The organism is Streptomyces sp. NPDC059866, from assembly GCF_042731325.1.
GTDB classification, from domain to species: Bacteria; Actinomycetota; Actinomycetes; order Streptomycetales; family Streptomycetaceae; genus Streptomyces; species Streptomyces flavusporus.
Genome location: NZ_JBHWJT010000022.1, coordinates 90,745 through 112,276 on the forward strand (window position 1 = coordinate 90,745; position 21,532 = coordinate 112,276).

General features: G+C 73.3%; 3 protein-coding genes. All 3 read left to right on the plus strand.

Annotation, left to right across the window (positions count from 1 at the left end):
- The first annotated feature begins 63 nt into the window (after nucleotides 1-63).
- Nucleotides 64-13,773: an amino acid adenylation domain-containing protein gene (locus ACFV7R_RS30870; RefSeq protein WP_385269301.1), complete on the plus strand. Its 13,710-nt coding sequence runs from the start codon at nucleotides 64-66 to the stop codon at nucleotides 13,771-13,773.
- 70 nt (nucleotides 13,774-13,843) lie between these two features.
- Complete coding sequence (locus ACFV7R_RS30875) at nucleotides 13,844-20,311, plus strand: amino acid adenylation domain-containing protein (RefSeq protein WP_385269302.1); 6,468 nt, start codon at nucleotides 13,844-13,846, stop codon at nucleotides 20,309-20,311.
- A 31-nt stretch (nucleotides 20,312-20,342) separates the two neighbouring features.
- Nucleotides 20,343-21,521 carry a cytochrome P450 gene (locus tag ACFV7R_RS30880; protein WP_385269304.1) on the plus strand — a complete coding sequence of 393 codons (1,179 nt, stop codon included), beginning with the start codon at nucleotides 20,343-20,345 and terminating at the stop codon, nucleotides 21,519-21,521.
- Nucleotides 21,522-21,532: the final 11 nt, after the last annotated feature.

Below are 21,532 nucleotides of genomic sequence, written 5' to 3' on the forward strand. Positions count from 1 at the left end.
CCGACTCCTGACCCGCCGCTCGAGCACGTCGTCGTCGCAAGACCGCTGTGAGGAGACCGAACGATGACCCGATCCCTCGTCGAGGACATCTGGCCGCTGTCGCCGTTGCAGGAGGGACTGCTGTTCCACGCCTCCTTCGACGACCGCGGGCCGGACGTCTACCAGGGACAGCGGATGCTCGAACTGGTCGGGCCGCTGGACACGGGTCGGCTGCGGCGAACGTGGGAGGCGCTACTGGCCCGGCACAGCGCGCTGCGCGCCGGTTTCCGCGGCCGCAAGTCGGGTGAGGCGGTGCAGGTCATCGCCCGGCGAGTGGCGCTGCCGTGGCGGGAGGAGGATCTCTCCGGTCTGGCGGAGCCCGAGGCATCGGCCGAGGTGAAACGATTGGCTGCGCGGGAGCGGGCGGAGCGGTTCGACCCGGCGGTCCCGCCGCTCGTCCGACTGCTGCTCGTCCGGCTGGCCGACGAACGGCACCGGCTCGTCGTCACCAGCCATCACCTGGTCATGGACGGCTGGTCCCTCGCGGTGCTGTTCAACGAGTTCATCGCGGTGTACGGGGCGCACGGCGACCCGAGCGCCCTGCCGCGGACCACCCCCTACCATGACTACCTGGCCTGGCTGAACCGCCAGGACAAGGAGGCTGCGCGTGCCGCCTGGCGGTCGGAGCTCGCCGGCGCCGACGAACCGACCCTCGTCGCGCCGGCCGAGCCGGACCGCACACCGGTGTCCCCGGAAAGCCTGATCACCCGCCTCTCCCCAGAACTCACCGCCGGAATATCCCAGTTGGCCCGCAGCCAGGGGCTGACGGTGAACACCGTGGTGCAGGGCGCCTGGGCACTGCTGCTGGCGCGACTGTCCGGTCGTACGGACGTCGTGTTCGGCGCCACCGCGGCGGGCCGGCCCACCGACCTGCCCGGAGCGGAGTCCATGATCGGGCTCTTCATCAACACTCTGCCGGTACGGGTACGGCTGGACGGCACACGGCGCGTGAACGAGCTGCTCGCCGACCTCCAGGAACGGCAGTCCGCCCTCATGGCACACCAGCACCTCGGGCTGTCGGAGATCCAGCGGCTCGCCGGACCCGGGGCGGTCTTCGACACGATCGTCGTGTACGAGAACTACCCCCGCCCGCCCGAGGAGCCGCCCGCCCCCGACGCGTTCGCCGTCCAGTTCCTCGACGGCGACGAGGCCGCGCACTACCCGTTCACGCTCGTCGTCGCGCCCGAAGGCGCACGCATGGCCGTCAAACTCGACTACCGGCCCGACCTGTTCGACGAGGAGCAGGCCGCGGACGTGGTCGGGCGGCTGGTGCGGGTGCTGGAGCAGCTCGTGGCGACACCGTCGATGTCGGTGGGCGCGGTGGACGTACTGGACGCCGCCGAGCGGGCGCTGGTGCTGGAGGAGTGGAACGCCACGGAGGTTCCGGTCCCGGGTGTGTCGGTGCTGGAGCTGCTCGCCCACCGGACGCGACGCTCGCCGGACGCGGTGGCGGTGGTGGACGGTGAAAACGTCCTCACTTACGCCGAGTTGGACGAGGCCTCGGGAAGGCTCGCCGCATATCTGACCGTGATCGGCGTGCGGCGGGGTGACCGGGTCGCGGTGGTGATGGAGCGGTCGGCGGAGCTGCTGGTCGCGCTGCTGGGCGTGTGGCGGGCAGGCGCTGCCTACGTACCCGTGGACACCGACTACCCGGCCGAGCGGGTGGCCTTCCTGCTGGCGGACTCCGCGCCAACCGCGGTGTTGTGCACCGGGCGGACCCGCCGGAGCGTTCCCGACGGGACGACACGTGTGGTGGAACTGGACGACGCAGAGGTGGTGGCCGAGCTCGCGGAGCGTGCCGCAGAGGTGCCGACGGCTGCGCTGAGCGCGGACGATGCGGCGTACGTGATGTACACGTCGGGGTCGACGGGCGTGCCCAAGGGCGTGGCGGTGCCGCACGGCGCTGTGGCCGGGCTGGTCGGGGACGCGGGCTGGTCGCTGAGGACGGACGACGCGGTGCTGATGCATGCGCCCCACGCCTTCGACGTCTGCCTGTACGAGGTGTGGGCACCCCTGGCGGCGGGTGGGCGTGTGGTCGTGGCCGGGCCGGGCGTGGTGGACGCGCCGCGGATCCGGGAGGCCGCCGCCGGTGGAGTCACGGCGGTCCATGTCACGGCGGGCTTGTTCCGGGTGTTGGCGGAGGAGTCGCCGGAGTGCTTCGCCGGTCTGCGCGAGGTGCTGACCGGTGGCGATGTGGTGCCGGCCGGGGCGGTGGCACGGGTGCGGGAAGCGTGCCCGGGGCTGGTCGTGCGGCACTTGTACGGGCCGACCGAGGTGACTTTGTGCGCGACGTGGCATGTGCTGACACCGGGTGCGGTGGGTGGTGAGGTGCTGCCGATCGGGCGTCCGTTGGGGAACCGGCGGGTGTATGTGCTGGATCCCTTCCTGAGGCCGGTTCCGCCGGGAGCGATGGGTGAGCTGTATGTGGCCGGCAGTGGCCTGGCGCGCGGGTATCTGGGGCGTCCCGGTCTGACGGGGGAGCGGTTTGTGGCCTGCCCGTGGGGTGCGGGTGGGCGGATGTACCGGACGGGCGACCTGGCCTGGTGGACGGCTGAGGGTGAGTTGCGGTTCGCGGGGCGGGCGGATGCGCAGGTGAAGGTGCGCGGGTTCCGGGTGGAGCTGGGTGAGGTCGAGGCGGTGCTGGCCGGGCACGAGGCCGTCGCGCAGGCGGTGGTGACGGCGCGGGACGCGGAAGGGAACGGCGACAAGCGGCTGGTCGGATACGTCGTCCCGGAGACGCAGGGTGAGGTCGACTCGGAGGAGTTGCGGGCGTATCTGTCGGACCGGTTGCCGGAGTTCATGGTGCCGGCCGCGGTGGTGGTGCTGGAGGAGCTGCCGCTGACGGTGAACGGGAAGGTGGACCGTGCGGCGCTGCCCGCGCCCGACTTCGCCTCGCGCGTTCTTGGGCGTGAGCCGCGTACACAGTCCGAGCGGGTGTTGTGCGAGTTGTTCGCCGAGGTGCTGGGCCTGGACCGGGTGGGCGTCGAGGACGGGTTCTTCGAACTCGGCGGCGACTCCATCATGTCGATGCAGCTCGCGTCCCGGGCCCGTCGCGCCGGACTGGCGCTCACACCACGCCAGGTGTTCGAGGAGAAGACCCCGGAAAGGCTCGCCGCCGTGGCGCGGCCCGCCGGGAAGGCGGCGGCGACCGCCGACGTGGGCGTCGGCGAGGTGGCCTGGACTCCGGCGATGCGGGCGTTGGGTGAGGACGCGATCCGTCCGGGGTTCGCCCAGTGGATGATTGTGGGCGCGCCGGCCGGTCTCGGCCTGGAGGCGCTGAAGGCGGGCCTGGCTGCCGTACTGGAGACGCACGACATGCTGCGTGCGCGAGCGGTACCCGGCGAGCCGAAGCTGGTCGTGGGCGAACCGGGCTCGGTGGACGCCGCCGCCCTGGTCACCCGCGTGGAGGCGGGCTCGGCGGACCTGGAGAAGCTGGCCCAGCTGGCGGCGCACCGGCTGGACCCCGTGTCCGGCGTGAACATTCAGGCCGTCTGGGTCGACGCGGGCCCGGCTGAGACGGGCCGCCTGCTGCTGGTGGCGCACCACCTCGTGGTCGACGGCGTGTCATGGCGCGTCCTCCTGCCGGACCTCCAGACAGCCTGCGAAGCGATAGCCGACAGCCGCCAACCGGCACTGGACCCGCCGACCACCTCCTTCCGCCGCTGGTCCCAACTCCTCGCCGAGCAGGCCACGTCCGCCGCGCGAGTCGCCGAACTCGACGCCTGGAAAGCCCTGCTCGGCGAACCAGAACCCCTCATCGGCGGCCGCGCTCTCGACCCCACCGTCGACACCGCCGCCACACTGCGCCAGCAGACCTGGGTCGTACCGCCCCGCCACACGTCCACCCTGCTCGGCCGTACCACGACGGCGTTCCACTGCGGCATGGAAGACATCCTGTTGGCAGCGCTGGCCGGCGCCGTCACACACGGCCGACAAGGGACAGCCACCGCACTCCTCGTCGACGTGGAGGGGCACGGTCGGGACACCGTCGCCGACGCAGACCTCTCCCGTACCGTCGGCTGGTTCACCAGCTCCCGCCCCGTGCGCCTGGATGCCGCCGGCGTCGACCTGGACGACGTGCGGGCGGGCGGACACGCTGCGGGCGCCCTGCTGAAGGCGGTCAAGGAGCAGATACGGGCGATACCCGGGGACGGCCTGGGTCACGACCTGCTGCGCCATCTCAACCCCGCAACGGCGCCAGACCTGCAAGCCGCTCCCGCACCGCAGATCGGCTTCAACTACCTGGGCCGCTTCGGAGCCCCGGCCCCCACCACCGCCTCCGTAGGCCCGTGGCAGTCGGCGGGCGATACGGCGCTGGGCGGAACGGTCGCCCCGGACATGCGGCTGCCGCACTCCCTGGAGGCGAACGCCACGGTCAGGGACACACCGCAAGGGCCCGAGCTGGAGGTCCGGCTGAGCTGGCCGGCCGGCGTGCTGACGGACGCCGAGGCGGAACGGCTGGGTGACACATGGCTGGCGATGCTGGGCGGACTGGCCGAGCACACCGACCTTCCCGACGCCGGCGGCCACACACCCTCCGACTTCCCCATGGTGCCCGCCCTGACGCAGGAGAGCGTGGACCAGCTCCGGGCCGCCGTGCCCGGGCTGACGGACATCTGGCCGCTGTCCCCGTTGCAGGAAGGCATGCTGTTCCACGCCACCTTCGACGAGGACGGCCCCGACGTCTACCAGAGCCAACGGGTCCTCGCCCTCGACGGCCCCCTGGACGCCGGCAGGTTGCGCGCCTCGTGGGAGGAGTTGGTCGCCCGTCACGAAGCGCTGCGGGCGGGCTTCCACCGGCTCGCCTCGGGCGAGGCCGTGCAGGTCGTCGTGCGGGACGCGGTGCTGCCGTGGCGTGAGGCCGACCTGTCCGACCGTACCGAGGACAGCGCCCGCACCGAGCTGGAGCGGCTGGCCGCCGAGGAGCGGGCCGCGCGCATCGACATCACCACGCCCCCGCTGCTGCGGATGCTGTTGGTCCGGCTGGCCGACGAGCGGCACCGTCTGGTCCTCACCAGTCATCACATGGTCGCCGACGGCTGGTCGACGCCGATCATGTTCAACGAGGTGTCCGCCGTGTACCAGGCGGGCGCAGACGCCTCCGCCCTGGGGCGCGCCGCGTCGTACGGCGAGTACCTGGCGTGGCTGAACCGCCAGGACAGGGAAGCCGCGCGCGCTGCCTGGCGTACGGAACTCGCCGGCCTCGACGAGCCGACCCTCGTGTCGAGTGCCGACCTCATGGACCGGGCGCAGGTCGCGGCCGAGGAGCGCGCGATGGAACTCTCCGGAACCACCACGCGGGCACTGACCGACCTCGCCCGGAGCCGGGGCCTGACCCTGAACACCCTGGTGCAGGGCGCATGGGCGCTGGTGCTGGCGCGACTGGCCCGGCGTACGGACGTCGTGTTCGGCGCCACCGTCGCCGGCCGTCCCGCGGAGATATCCGGCATCGAGTCCATGGTCGGCCTGTTCATCAACACGCTGCCCGTGCGGGTGCGGCTCGATCCCCGGCAGCCGATGACGGAGATGCTCGCCGCACTGCAGCAAAACCAGTCCGAACTGATGCCCCACCAGCACGTGGGCCTCTCGGACGTCCAGGCCGTCGCGGGAGCCGGCGCCGGCTTCGACACGATGCTGATGTTCGAGAACTACCCGAAGAACACCACCGCCCTGTCCGGCCCCGAGGGTGAGCACATCGGCTTCGCGATGGCCCAGATGAACACCCAGGCCGGTACCCACTACCCGCTGGCGGTGAGCGTCGTCCCCGACGGACGGCTCCAGGTGCGGGTGACCTACCGGCCGGACGTGTTCGACCGGCAGGACGCCGTCCGGGTGGGCCGCCGACTCGTGCGCGTCCTGGAACAACTGGCGGTCGACCCCGAGGTACCCGTGGGCCGCGTCGACGTCCTGGACGACGGTGAGCGGTCGCGGGTGACCGGCGCCTGGAACGACACCGGGACGGCCGCGCCGGATGCGCTGGTGCCGGAGTCGTTCGCCCGCTGGGCGCGGCGGTCACCGGCCGCGGTGGCGGTGCGCTGCGGAGAGACCGTGCTGACGTACGGGGAGCTGGAGCAGCGTGCCGATCGGTTGGCGCGTTACCTGGTCACCCTTGGTGTGGGGCGTGAGGTGCGGGTGGGGCTGTGTCTGCCGCGGTCGGTGGACATGATCGTCGCGGAGTTGGCGGTGTGGAAGGCCGGTGGGGCCTTCGTACCGCTGGATCCGGAGTATCCGGCGGATCGGCTGGCCTTCATGGTCGCGGACAGCGACGTCCGTGTGGTGGTGGGCAGTGGTGTGCCGTTCGGAGGGGTGCCGTGGGTGTCCCCTGACGATCCTGAGGTGTCCGCCCACTCGGTCGAGCCGCTGGGTGTGCAGGTGGCCCCCGATCAGCTGGCGTATGTGATCTACACGTCCGGTTCGACGGGACGGCCCAAGGGCGTGGCGGTCGCTCACAGCGGTGTCGCGAACCTGGTGGAGGCCATGCGGCCGGTCCTGGGCGTGGACGAGGGCGTGACGGCGCTGCAGTTCGCCTCGTTCAGCTTCGACGCCGCGGTCCTGGACGTGGCCGTGACCCTGGCCTCCGGCGGCACGCTGGCCATCGCCACCAAGGACGACCGCAACGCACCGGAATCCCTGTCAGGGATGATCCGTTCGGCCGAGGTCGGGACGGCGAGCGTCGTGCCGTCCCTCCTGGGCGTACTGGATCCGGACGCGGTGCCCGGTGTGGCGACCTGGGTGCTGGGCGCCGAGCTGCTCACAGCGGGCCTGGCGAGCCGTTGGGCGGGCCGGTCGCGGCTGTGGAACACCTACGGGCCGACCGAAGCGACGGTCATGGCGACCGCGGGTCCGGTGGACGCGCGGATCGGAGCCGAGGACGAGGCGCCGCCGATCGGGCGTCCGCTGGCGAACGTACGGACGTTCGTTCTGGACGACTTCCTGCGGCCGGTCCCACCGGGCGTCACGGGCGAGTTGTATGTGGCCGGTCCGGGTGTGGCCCGCGGTTATGTCGGACGGCCCGGTCAGACGGGAGAGCGGTTCGTCGCCTGCCCGTACGGCGCCGGGGAACGCATGTACCGCACAGGGGATCTGGCCCGGTGGACGGCGGACGGTGAGCTGCAGTTCGCGGGACGGGCGGACGCGCAGGTGAAGGTGCGCGGGTTCCGGGTCGAGCTGGGTGAGATCGAGGCCGCGCTCGCCGGACACGAGGCCGTCGCGCAGGCCGTGGTGACGGCGCGGGACACGGAGAACGGCGACAAGCGGCTGGTCGGGTACGTCGTCGCGGACGGGCAGCGCGAGATGGACCCGGAGGAACTGCGGGCGTATCTGTCGGGCCGTCTGCCCGAGTTCATGGTGCCGGCAGCCGTCCTTGTGCTGGACGAACTGCCGCTGACCCCCAACGGCAAGGTGGACCGGTCCACACTGCCCGACCCCGACTTCGCCTCGCGCACCTCCGGCCGTGAACCGCGTACACAGTCCGAGCGGGTGTTGTGCGAGCTGTTCGCCGAAGTGCTGGGCCTGGAACGGGTCGGCGTGGACGACAGTTTCTTCCGCCTCGGCGGCGACTCCATCAGCTCGATGCAGCTCGCTTCGCGCGCCCGCCGGGCCGGACTCGCACTGACCCCACGTCAGATCTTCGAGCAGAAGACGCCGGAACGGCTCGCGGCCGTGGCGGAACCGGCGGGACGACGCACCGGACCGGAGGATGCCGGAACCGGTGAGGTTGCCTGGACTCCCGCGATGCTGGCGATGGGTGAGGACGCGGTACGCCCGGGCTTCGCGCAGTGGATGACGGTGGGGGCGCCGGCCGGGCTCGGCCCGGACGTGCTGACGGCCGGTCTGAGGGCCGTACTGGACACCCACGACATGCTGCGGGTGCGTGCGCTGCCCGACGAGCGGAAGCTCGTGGTCGGTGAGCGGGGATCCGTGGACGCCGCCGCACTGGTCTCCCGCGTCACGGCCGAGGCGGCGGACGTGGACCGGCTGGCCCGCGAGGCGGCGGGCCGACTGGACCCGGTGGCGGGTGTGAACGTGCAGGTGGTGTGGGTGGACGCGGGCCCGGACGAGGTGGGCCGCCTGGTCGTGGTGGCGCACCACCTGGTCGTCGACGGGGTCTCCTGGCGGGTGCTGATCCCGGACCTCCAGGCGGCCTGCGAGGCGGTCGCCGACGGGCGCGAGCCGGTCCCGGACCCGGTCGGCACGTCCTTCCGGCGCTGGTCGCAGCTGCTGTCCGAGCAGGCGAGCGCCGAGGAACGCGTCGCCGAACTCGACACCTGGACAACCCTGCTGGGCGAACCGGAAGCCCCCCTCGGCAAGCGCCCCCTCGACCCCGCCGTGGACACCGCCCGCACCCTGCGCCGCCGTACATGGACCCTCCCGCCGGAGCACGCGGCGACCCTCGTGGGCCGCACCCCGGACGCGTTCCACTGCGGGGTGGACGAGGTGCTGCTCGCCGGTCTCGCGGGCGCGGTGTCGCACTGGCGCCGGGATGCCGAGGGCGCCTCGCACCTCTTGGTGGACGTCGAGGGGCACGGGCGCGAACCGCTGGGCGACGACATGGACCTGTCCCGCACGGTCGGCTGGTTCACCGGCTCCCACCCCGTCCGGCTGGACGTGACCGGAACCGACCTGCCGCAGGCGTCGAGGGGCGGCCCGGCCGCCGGCAGACTCCTGAAGGCGGTCAAGGAGCAGGTACGGGCGGTGCCCGGGGACGGGCTCGGCTACGACCTGCTGCGCCATCTCAACCCCGAGACGGCCCCCGTCCTGCGGGCCGCGCCCACCGCCCAGGTCGGCTTCAACTACCTGGGCCGGTTCGGGGGCCAGGGGCCCGGCGGCGGCCAGGTCGCCGCGTGGCAGCCGGCCGGTGCGTCGGCCCTCGGCGGCTCGGTCGACCCGGACCTGCCCGCCGGTCACACGCTGGAGGCCGGAGCGGTCGTCCGGGACACCGCCGACGGGCCCGAACTGACGATCGTCCTCAGCTGGCCGGACCGGCTGCTGGACGAGGCAGACGCCGAGCGGCTGGGCCGGGACTGGCTGGCCGTGCTCGGCGGCCTGGCCGACCACACCACGTCCCCCGGCGCGGGCGGACACACCCCCTCCGACTTCCCGCTGCTCGCGCTGACCCAGGACGGCGTGGACGAGACAGAGGCCGCGGTGCCGGCACCGGAACAGGTGTGGCCGCTGTCCCCGCTGCAGGAGGGCATGCTGTTCCACGCCTCCTTCGACGACGGCGGCCCCGACCTCTACCAGGGGCAGCGGATGCTCGCCCTGGACGGGCCGCTGGACGTGCGGTGCCTGCGCGCGGCCTGGGACGCGGTGCTGCGCAGGCACCCCGTGCTGCGGGCCGGCTTCCACCGGCTGGCGTCGGGCCAGGCCGTGCAGGTCGTCGTCAAGGACCCGGCACTGCCGTGGCGCGAGGCCGACCTGTCCGACCGTACGGAGGACGACGCCCTCGCCGAACTGCGACGGCTGGCCGCCGAGGAACAGGCACAACGGATCGACGTCACGCGGGCGCCGCTGCTGCGGCTGCTGCTGGTCCGGCTCGCCGAGAACCACCACCGCCTGGTCCTCACCAGCCACCACATCGTCATGGACGGCTGGTCGCTGCCGATCCTGATCGACGACCTGTCGGCGGCGTACACGGCTCGCGCGACGGACGGCGGGGACGCCGACGAGGTCCTGACGCCGGCCGTCTCCTACGGGGACTACCTGGCGTGGCTGAACCGGCAGGACAAGAAGGCCGCGCGTGCCGCGTGGCGGGCGGAACTCACCGGCCTGGACGAGGCCACGCTCGTGGTGCCCGCGGACTCCGGCGCCGAGGCCGTGGTGCCGGACCGGGTGCGGTTCGAGTTCACGGAGGAACTCTCCAGCGCGGTCACGGAACTGGCCCGTGGGCACGGGCTGACGGTGAACACGGTGGTGCAGGGCGCGTGGGCGCTGCTGCTGGCACGGCTGACCGGCCGTACGGACGTCGTGTTCGGTACCACGGTGGCGGGCCGGCCCACCGACGTGCCGGGTGTGGAGTCGGCGATCGGCCTGTTCATCAACACCGTGCCGGTGCGGGTGCCGCTCGACCCCGGACGACCGGTCGCGGACCTGCTCGCCGACGTCCAGGCACGCCAGGTCGCCCTGCTGGGCCACCAGCACCTGGGGCTTGCGGAGATCCAGCGGCTCGCGGGATCCGGTGCCGCCTTCGACACGCTGGTCGTGTACGAGAACTACCCCCACGCGCCCGCCGAAGCCCCCGACCCGGACACGCTCTCGATCCGTCCGATCGGCGCCCCCGACGACATGGGCCACTACCCGCTGACCTTCGTCGTGTCGCCCGGCGATCGCATACGCGGCGACTTCGTCCACCGGCCGGACGTATTCGACCGCGACCGGGCCGACGCCATGATCGCCGCCCTCGTGCGGGTGCTGGAACAGATGGTGGCCGACCCCTCGCTGCCGGTCGGCCGGGTGGAGGCCGTGGACACGGCCGGCCGCGATCTGGTGCTGTGTGAGTGGAACCGGGCCGGAGCGGCGGCCGAGGCCGTGCCGCTGCCCGGACTGTTCGCACGGCAGGCGCGCCGCACACCGGACGCGGTGGCTGTCGTGTCCGGTGAACGGACCCTGACCTACGCGGAGTTGGCGGAGCGCGCCGGACGGCTCGCCCGGTACCTGATCGCCCGTGGGGTCGGGCCGGAGCATCGGGTCGCGGTCATGGCGGAACGGTCGGTGTCCACCGCGGTCGCTCTGCTCGCGGTATCGACGGCGGGCGGGGTGTTCGTGCCCGTCGACGCGGACTATCCGGCGGAGCGGATCGCCCACGTGCTGCGGGACTCCGACCCGGACCTGGTGCTGTGCACCACGCGGACGCTGGGGTCCGTACCCGAGGGAACGGCGGCCCCCCGGCCCACGGTGCTGGACGACCCGGCGGTGGCCGAAGCGGTGGCCGCGTGTCCCGGCGGGCCGGTCGGGGACGCAGAGCGGCCGGTGCCGCTGCGGGCGGGCAACGCCGCCTACGTCATCTACACCTCCGGTTCGACGGGACACCCCAAGGGCGTCGTGGTCAGCCACGCGGGGCTGGGGAACCTGGCACGGGCGCAGATCGAGCGGTTCGCCGTACGGGACGACTCGCGGGTGCTGCAGTTCGCGTCCCTCAGCTTCGACGCCGCCGTGTCGGAGCTGTGCATGGCCCTGCTGTCGGGCGGCTCCCTGGTGGTGGCGCGCCCGGAGGAGCTGCCGCCGCGGACAACGCTCGGGGAGGCTGTGCGTCAGGCGCGGTCCACCCACATCACCGTGCCACCGAGCGTGCTCGGCGCGGAGGAGACGCTGCCGGACGTACTGCAGACCCTGGTCGTGGCGGGCGAGGCCTGCCCGGTGGGGCTGGTGGACCGGTGGTCGGCGGGGCGGCGGATGGTCAACGCGTACGGGCCGACGGAGACGACGGTCTGCGCGGCGATGAGCACCCCTCTCGCGCCGGGCCGCGACCAGGTGCCCATCGGCCGCCCGATGGCCGGTGTCCGGGGGTACGTCCTCGACGGGTTCCTGCTGCCCGTGCCGGTCGGTGTGGCCGGTGAACTGTACGTGGCCGGTGCCGGGCTCGCCCGGGGCTACCTGGGGCGGGCGGGGCTGTCGGCCGAACGGTTCGTGGCCTGCCCGTACGCCCACGGGCAGCGCATGTACCGCACCGGAGACGTGGTGCGGTGGACCGCCGACGGCGAGCTGGTCTTCGTCGGCCGCGCCGACGACCAGGTCAAGATCCGCGGCCACCGCATCGAACCCGGCGAGGTCGCATCGGCTCTGGCCGCCCACCCCGAGGTGGCGCAGACGGTCGTCGTCGCGCAGGGGGACCGGGCCGGTGAGAGCCGCCTGGTCGCGTACGTTGTCGCCGGCGCCGATCCGGAGGAGCTGCGGGCCTATCTGTCGGCGCGGCTGCCGGAATACATGGTGCCCACGGCGTTCGTCCTCCTGGACCGGCTGCCGCTGACCCCCAACGGCAAGGTGGACCGGGCGGCGCTGCCCGCCCCCGACTTCGCCGCCCGTGTGTCGGGTCGTGAGCCGCGTACGGAGACCGAGTGCGTGCTGTGCGAGCTGTTCGCCGAGGTGCTGGGTCTGGACCGGGTGGGCGTCGAGGACGGGTTCTTCGAACTCGGCGGCGACTCCATCATGTCGATGCAGCTCGCGTCCAAGGCACGCCGGGCAGGGCTGGCCCTGACCCCACGTCAGGTGTTCGAGGAGAAGACACCGGAACGGCTGGCCGAGGTGGTCCGGCCCACCACGACGGGCGCCGAGGTGGCCGACGTGGGCGTCGGCGAGGTGGCCTGGACGCCCGTGATGCACGCGCTGGGGAAGCGGGTCGTCGGCACCGGGTTCGCCCAATGGGTGGTCCTGGGTGCGCCGGCCGGCCTCGGCCTGGAGGTGCTGACGGCGGGCCTGGCTGCCGTACTGGACACGCACGACATGCTGCGGGCGCGGGCGGTTCCCGGTGAGCCGAAGCTCGTGGTGGGTGTGCCGGGCTCGGTGGACGCCGCCGCGCTGGTCTCCCGGGTCGAGGCGGGACCGGCGGACGTGGAACAGGTGGCCCGAGAGGCCGTGACACGCCTCGACCCGTCCGCAGGGGTGAACGTGCAGGCGGTGTGGGTGGATGCGGGGCCGGACGAGGCCGGCCGGCTGGTGCTGGTGGCGCACCACCTCGTGGTGGACGGCGTGTCGTGGCGGGTGCTCATGCCGGACCTCCGGGCGGCCTGCGAGGCGGTCGCCGAGGGACGGGAGCCGGTGCTGGACCCGGTGGGTACCTCCTTCCGCCGCTGGTCGCACCTGCTCTCCGAGCAGGCGGTCTCCGAGGAACGAGTGGCCGAACTCGAAGCCTGGCAAGCCCTGTTGGGCGAACCGGAACCGCCCCTGGGCGGTCGTGCCCTCGACCCGGACGTGGACACCGCGCCCACCCTCCTGCACCGCTCCTGGACGGTTCCGGCGGAGCAGGCGGCGGTTCTGGTGGAGCGGGTGCCGGCGGTGTTCCACTGCGGAGTGCAGGAGGTGCTGCTCGCCGGTCTTGCGGCCGCGGTCGTGCACTGGCGGGGGAACTCGGACGGCAGCCTCCTGGTGGAGGTCGAGGGGCATGGTCGTGAGCCGGTGGAGGGGGTGGATCTGTCGCGCACGGTGGGCTGGTTCACCAGCTCGCATCCGGTGCGGCTGGAGGTGCCCGCTGGTCAGTTGGACGACGCTATGGCGGGTGGGCCGGCCGCGGGTAGCTTGGTGAAGGCGGTCAAGGAGCAGGTGCGGGCGGTACCCGGGGACGGACTCGGTTACGACCTGCTGCGCCACCTCAACCCGGAGACCGCCCCCGTCCTGCGGGAGGCGCCCATGCCTCAGGTCGGCTTCAACTACCTGGGCCGGTTCGCCACCGGCGGCAGCACGGGCCCCGCCGGGTCCTGGCAGCCGACCGGAGGGGTCAGCGGCTCGGTGGACCCGGATCTGCCGGTGACCCACTCCGTGGCGGCGGCCGCGGTCGTCCGGGACACCGCGGACGGGCCCGAACTGGAGATCACGCTGAGCTGGGCCGGACGGCTGCTGGGGGAGGCCGACGCCGAGCGGCTGGGCGAGACCTGGCTGGCGATGCTGGGCGGCCTGGCCGACCACACCACGTCCCCGGACGCGGGCGGGCACACCCCGTCCGACTTCCCCTTGCTCGACCTCGCACAGCACCAGATCGAGGAGCTCGAAGCGGCGTTCGGCCGGGGACACCGTCCCCGCTAGGCCGGACAGGGACACCGTCCCCGCTGGGCAGCACCGTTGCCGCACCAACCGTGGTTGAGGAGAAGGAGCGATGACGCGATCCCTTGTCGAGGACGTGTGGCCGCTGTCGCCGTTGCAGGAGGGGCTGCTGTTCCACGCCGCTCTCGCCGACGAGGGCCCCGACGTCTACACCGTGCAGTCCGCGCTGGACATCGACGGTCCCCTCGATCCGGCCCGGCTGCGTGCCTCCTGGGAGGCGCTCGTGGCCCGGCACGCGGCGCTGCGGGCCTGCTTCCGCCCGGTGAGCGGCGCTCAGCTGGTGCAGGTCGTGCTGCGGGAGGTGACCCTGCCCTGGCGGGAGGCGGACATCAGCGGGCTGTCCGAGGCCGAGGCGGAGGAGGAACTGCGCGAGCTGGCCGCGGGCGAGACGGCCGAGCGCTTCGACCCGGCCGTGCCGCCCCTGATGCGGCTGCTGCTGGTGCGGCTCGGCGAGAGGCGGCACCGCCTGGTGATGACGTTCCACCACATCCTGCTGGACGGCTGGTCCATGCCGGTGCTCCTCGGTGAGCTGTCGGCGGTGTACGAGGCCGGCGGCGACGCCTCCGGGCTGAAGCGGGCCGCGTCCTACGGCGCATACGTGGCGTGGCTGAACCGGCAGGACAAGGAGGCCGCCCGGGAGGCGTGGCGCACGGAGCTGGCCGGTGCCGACGAACCCACCCTGGTGGCAAAGGCGGACCCCACTCGCCTTCCGGTGCTGCCCGAGCGGGTCGTCGCCGAACTGCCCGAAGACCTCACGCGCTCCCTGGCCGGGCTGGCGCGGAGCCTCGGCGTCACCATGAACACGGTGGTCCAGGGCGCATGGGCGCTGGTGCTGGCACGCCTGGCCGGACGCGCCGACGTGGTGTTCGGCAGCACGGCGGCCGGACGGCCCGCGGACCTGCCCGGCGCGGAGTCGATGGTGGGGCTCCTCATCAACACCCTGCCGGTGCGCGTCCGGCTCGACGGGGCGGACACCGTAGCCGACATGCTGACCCGGCTGCAGGAGCACCACGCCCGGCTGATCGGCCACCAGCACGTGGGACTGCTGGAGATCCAGAAGATCGCGGGCCCCGCGGCGGTCTTCGACACCCTGGTCCTGTACGAGAGCTTCCCGCACCCGCCGGAGGGCGCCGACGCACCCGGCGCGCTCGCCATGCGCCCGTCGGGCATGGCACAGGACGCCTCGCACTACCCGCTCACCCTGGTCGTGACGCCCGGTACCCGCCTGCACTGCAAACTCGACCACCGGCCCGACCTGTTCGACGCCGACACCGCCCAGGCGGTCTTCGACCGGGTCGTACGGGTGCTGGAGCAGATGGCAGCCGACCCGCGGGCCCGGGTGGCCGACATCGACGTCCTGGCACCGCGCGAGCGGACCCGGCTCGTCGACGCGTTCAACGACACCGACCGTCCCGTTCCGCCCGGCACCCTGGTGGACGCCGTCCAGGGCTGGGCTGCCGGCACCCCGGACACCGTCGCCGTGCGCTGCGGCTCCGAGCAGCTGTCGTACGCGACCCTCGACGAGCGCGCCGACCGGCTGGCCGGCTACCTCACCGGGCTCGGCGTGGGCCGGGAGACCCGGGTGGGGCTGTGCCTGCCGCGCGGCGTGGACATGGTCGTCGCCCTCCTCGCGGTGTGGAAGGCCCAGGGCGCGTTCGTGCCGCTGGACCCCCGCCACCCGGCCGACCGGCTCGGCTACATGATCGACGACAGCGAGGCGGCCGTCGTCCTGGGCACGGCGGAGTCCTTGGACGGTGTGCCGCTCGGCACGGCCCAGGCCGTCCTGCTGGACAAGGCCGAGCAGACTCTCGCGGACCGGCGCGCCGAACCGCCGCTCGCCAACCCGGCGCCGGACCAACTCGCCTACGTCATCTACACCTCGGGGTCGACCGGCCGTCCCAAGGGCGTGGCCGTGGCGCACCGCGGCGTGGCGAACCTCGCCGAGACCATGCGGCCCGTCCTCGACGTCGCCGAGGGCGTCACCGCCCTGCAGTTCGCCTCCTTCAGCTTCGACGCGGCCGTCCTGGACGTCGCGGTCACCCTGGCGGCCGGAGGCACCCTCGCCGTCGCCACCGAGGACGAGCGCACCGACATCCCCGCCCTCACCCGCATGATGCGTTCGGCCGGGGTGAGCGCCGCCAGCGTCGTGCCCTCCCTGCTCACCGAACTCGACCCGGACGACGTGCCCGAGGTGCGCACCTGGGTCCTCGGCGCCGAACTCCTCACCGCCGGCCTGGCCGCCCGCTGGACCGGCAGGGCCCGGGTGTCCAACACCTACGGCCCCACCGAGACCACTGTCATCGCCACGGCCGCCCCCCTCGGTGACACGCTCTCGCCCGACGACCCGCCGCCGCCCGTCGGACGGCCCGTCGGCAACACCCGCGTCTACGTCCTGGACGCCTTCCTCAAGCCCGTCCCCGTCGGCGTGACCGGCGAGGTGTACGTGGCGGGCGCCGGCGTCGCCCGCGGCTACACCGGCCGGCCCGGCCTCACCGCCGAGCGGTTCGTCGCCTGCCCCTTCGCCGACGGCGCCCGCATGTACCGGTCGGGCGACCTCGCCCGCTGGACGCCCGACGGAGTGCTCCGGTTCGACGGACGCGCCGACACCCAGGTCAAGATCCGCGGCTTCCGGATCGAACCCGGCGAGGTCGAAGCCGTCCTCACCGCGCACCCCGCGGTCCGCCAGGCCGCCGTCGTCGCACGCGAGGACCGGCCCGGCGACCGGCGCCTGACCGCCTACGTCGTCCCGGACCACCCGGAGGCGGACCTGTCGGACGTACGCGACCAGGCGGCGCGCAGCCTGCCCGACTACATGGTGCCCACCGCGGTCACCCTCCTGGACGCCCTGCCGCTCACCCGCAACGGCAAGGTGGACCGGGCCGCGCTGCCTGCGCCCGACTTCTCCGACCGCGTCTCCGACCTGGCCCCGCAGGGCGAGACCGAGGAGAAGCTGTCCGCCCTGTTCGCCGAGATCCTCGGCCTCGAACGGGTCGGCGCCGACGACAACTTCTTCGACCTCGGCGGCGACTCCGGCCTGGCCATGCGGCTGGCGGCCCGGGTCCGCGAGGAGTTCGGCGTCGAACTGAGCATGCGGCGGCTGTTCGGCGAGTCCACCCCCAAGGGCGTGGCCCGCATGCTCACGGCGAAGGCACGCCCCGTGCTGCAGCCGGTCGACCACCCCGGCGAGGTCCCCGCCACCGCCGCACAACAGCGCGCCTGGGCGATGACCCGGCTGACCGGCGACAGCGCCGCCCACCAGGCCTGTGTCGCGCTGCGCCTGGGCGGCGACCTGGACCGGGACGCGCTGCGGGCCGCGCTCGGAGACGTCGCCCGGCGCCACGACATCCTGCGGACCACCTTCGCCGGCTCCGGCGGCGACCTGCGCCAGCACATCCTCGCCGCCGACGACACCGCCGCCCGCCCCGAGCCGGCCGTCACCCCCACGACCGAGGACGAGCTGCCCGGCCTCTTCGCCGCGCACGCCACGAGCGGGTTCGACCTGGCCCGCGAAGTGCCGTGGAAGCAGCATCTGTTCGCGCTCGGCGACACCGACCACGTCCTCCTGCTGGCCGTGCACCGGATCGCCGCCGACGACGCCTCCCTCGACATCCTCGTACGGGACCTGGCGGCCGCGTACGGCGCGCGGCGCGAGGGCCGGGCCCCCGAACGGGCCCCGCTGCCCCTGCAGTTCGCCGACTACGCGCTGTGGGAGCGGGAACTCCTCAGCGGCGAACAGGACCCCGACAGCCTGGCCGGCGACCAACTGGCCTACTGGAAGGACACCCTGGCCGAGGCCCCCGTCGAACTCGCCCTGCCCGCCGACCGCCCCCGACCGGTCCTGGCCTCCCACCGGGCGGACTCGGTACCGGTGCGGCTCGACCCCGACACCCACCGGCGGCTGATGGCCGCGGCCGGAACCGACGGCACGTCCGCCGCCATGGTGGTGCACGCCGCGCTCGCGCTGCTGCTGACCCGACTCGGCGCCGGCACCGACATCCCGATCGGCACCCTGCTGCCCCGCCGGGACACCGAGGGCGACCTGGAAGGCGTCGTCGGCCCCTTCGCCGGACCGCTCGTCCTGCGCACCGACACCTCCGGCGACCCCACCTTCAAAGAACTCGTGGAACGGGTGCGGGAAACTGTCCAGGACGCCGGCGGATACCAGGACGTGCCCTTCGAACGCCTGGTGGACGTGCTCGCACCCCCCGCCTCCGCGGCCCGGCACCCCCTCTTCCAGGTCGGGCTCGACGTGCTCGACGACCGCACCGAGGAATGGGACGCGTCGGAGCTGCCCGGCCTGCACACCACCCGCCTGGACACCGGCGTGACGACCATGGAACTCGACCTCTCCTTCCACCTGACGGAGCGGCACCGGCCCGACGGCGAACCCGACGGCATCGACGGACTCCTGCGCTACGCGACCGAACTGTTCGACGCCTCGACCGTCACCGCGCTCACCCAGCGGTTCGGCAGGGTCCTGGAACAGGCGGCGGCCGACCCCGAGACGCCGCTCGGCCGGTTCGACGTGTTGCTCGGCGAGGACGAACTGCGTCAGGCACTTGAGACCGGCAACGACACCGAGGCCCAGCTGCCCGGCCGTACCGTCCTCGGCCTGCTCGCCGAACGGACGGCCCAGAGCCCCGACGCCGTCGCCGTCACCGACCAGGGCGCCACGCTCACCTACAGTGCGCTCGCCGCCGCTTCCGCCCGGCTGGCCCATCGCCTGGCCGGGCAGGGCGCCGGACCCGAGCACACCGTCGCCGTGGCGCTGCCGCCCGGCACCGGTCTGGTCGTCGCCCTGCTCGGCGTCCTCAGGTCCGGCGCCGCCTGCCTCCTCACCGACCCGGAGCACCCGCTGCGGGACACGGAGTCCGCCCTGCGCGGCACCCGTCCCGCCGCCCTGGTCGGCACGACGGCCACCCCCGCCCTCCCCGAGGACGACACGGTCCCGCTGCTCACCCCCGACGCCGCCGCCCCCGTGGACGAGACGGCGCCGAAGCCCCCACCGCTCACCCCGCCGCGCCCCCGGCAGGCCGCACTCGTCCTCGGCACCGACGGCTCCGTCGGCTCCGTGATCGAACACCGCACGCTCCTCAACCACACGGCGTACCGCATGCGCACCCTCCCCGCGGACCGCCCCGCCGATGTCGACCCCCAGGCCCCCGCTGCCGCACTGGTGACCCAGCTCCTCGCGGCGCTGTGCGCGGGCGCCGGCGTACGGTTCGGCGCACCCGCCCCGCACGGGCAGCCGCCCGCCGACGCGGCCCGGCCGCAGGTGATGCTGCTCAACGGTGGTGAGGACGGGCCCGTGACCCGCTTCGACCTCCCGCCGGACGCCGCCCCGGCAGGCGGCGACGGCGCGCCGCCGACCCGGTTCGAGCTCCCCGCGAACGCCACCCCGGTCAGTGGCCACGCCACCCCGGAGACCGCCGGCGTCTGGCTCGACCTGCGCTTCGCACCCGGACAGCCGCCCTCCGCGCAGCCGGTGTGGAACACCCGCGCCTACGTGCTGGACGACTTCCTGCGCCCGGTACCCCAAGGCGCCGTCGGTGACCTGTACGTCGCCGGAGCGGCCCTGGCCCGGGGATACGCGGGCGCCCCCGACGCCACCGCCGAGCGCTTCGTCGCCTGCCCCTACGGACCCGACGGGGACCGGATGCTGCGCACCGACGAACGCGCCAAACGCACCTCCGCCGGCCTGCTCGTCGTACGGGACGAGGACCACCGGCGGAGCACCGGCACCGCCCGCCGCGTCGGCCGCGGCAGCGGCGACCTCGGCGTACTGCTGCCGCTGCGCGCGGAAGGCAGCCGGCCCCCGCTGTTCTGCGTCCACCCCGCCATGGGCCTCGCCTGGGGCTACCGCTCCCTGCTCCGGCACCTCCCCCCGGACCTGCCCGTCTACGGGATCCAGGCCCGCGGCCTGGCCGGACCCGAACCCATGCCGCGCAGCATCGACGAGATGGTCACCGACTACCTGCTGCAGATCCGCACCGTCCAGCCCACCGGCCCCTACCACCTCATCGGGTCCTCCTTCGGCGGCCTGCTCGCCCAGGCGATCGCCGCGCGCCTCAGCGACCAGGACGAGGAAGTCGCGCTGCTCGGTGTGCTCGACGCCTACCCGGGAGGCGTGGGCCGGTTCGTCACCACCGAGGAACGCCCGCCCGGCGACAGCCCCGACGAACGCGAACGTGCCATGCCAGCCGACATGGAGGCCGTCCGCATGGGCGTCGACGACCGCCTCCAGAAGAACATGGCGAAGGTCATCCGCAACGCGTCGGCCTTCGTCCCCGACCACACCCCGCCCAGCTACCCGGGCGACCTCCTGCTGTTCATCGCTACCGAGGACCGCCCGACGGAACTGCCGGTGCCGGTCGCGATCGACAGCTGGCGGCCCTGCATCGGCGGGGACATCGACGCGCACGAACTCGCCGTCGGGCACTACGACATGTTCCAGCCCGAGCCGGCGGCACACATCGGTCGGGTCATCACCGCCGCACTGGAGGCGTCGGCCGATGCCTGACCGGAGCGAACAGGGGGAGAGGAACCCGAGCATGGCGAAGCCGACGGACGTTCCCGCACACGAGCGACGGGACGGCATCGATCCCGTGCCCGAACTCGGGCTGATGATCCGGCAGACCCCACTCACCCGGATCGACGGCGTCGGCACCGCCGAGCGCACCTGGCTCGCCACGGGTCCCGACGAGGTACGCGCCGTACTCGGCGACGCGGAACGCTTCTCCACCCTGCCCCCCGCAGACACCGAAGCGGACTCCCGGCGTCTGGTCCAGGAGGGCAACCTGCTGCAGTACGACCCGCCCGAGCACACCCGGCTGCGCAAGATGCAGGCCCCGGAGTTCACCGGGCGCCGGATGCGCCGGCTGGAACCCATGGTCGAGAAGATCGTGTCCGACCATCTGGACGCCCTGGAACGAGCGGGGCAACCAGCCGACCTGGTCCGGCACTACGCCCAGCCCGTCCCCACCCTGGTCGGCTGTCTGCTGCTCGGCATTCCGCGCGACGACCACGCCGAACTGGCCCGCAATCTCGACCTCAGCCGCAGCGAGAACCGGCCGCGCGAACAGCGGATGGCGGCCGGCAAGGCGTACATGGCGTACCTGACCAAGTTCGGGGCGAGCAAGCGCAGGCACGGCGGCGACGATCTGATCAGTGTGCTCCTGCACGAGCAGGGCATGGAGATGAGCGACGAGGAGCTGGCCGGAACTGTCGCCACCCTGCTGGCCCCCGCGATCCTGAACGTCACCGGGACCCTCGCGCTCGGCATCCTCGCCCTGCTCCGGCACCCCGAGCAGCTTGCCCTGCTGCGCGAGCGCGACGACATCGTCGACCGGGCGGTGGACGAAATGCTCCGCTACACCTCGGTCGTCTCGACGGCTTCGCCGCGCACCGCCCTGGTCGACGTCCCCCTCGCCGGACAGGTCGTCAAGGCCGGTGACGTGGTCCTCTGCTCGCTGCTCGCCGCCAACCGGGCCAAGTGCCCGCACGCCGAGGACGCCTTCGACATCACCCGGGAGAGCTCCAACCACTTGGCTTTCGGGCACGGCATCCACCACTGCCTAGGCGCGCCCCTGTCCCGGCTCACGCTGCGCGTCGCCGTCCCGGCACTGCTGCGCCGCCTGCCCTGCCTGCGGCTGGCCGTGCCGGCACAGGAACTGCGCTACAAGTCCCCGTCCGGCATCTACGGCGTGGAAACACTGCCGGTGGCCTGGTAGGAGGCGACACC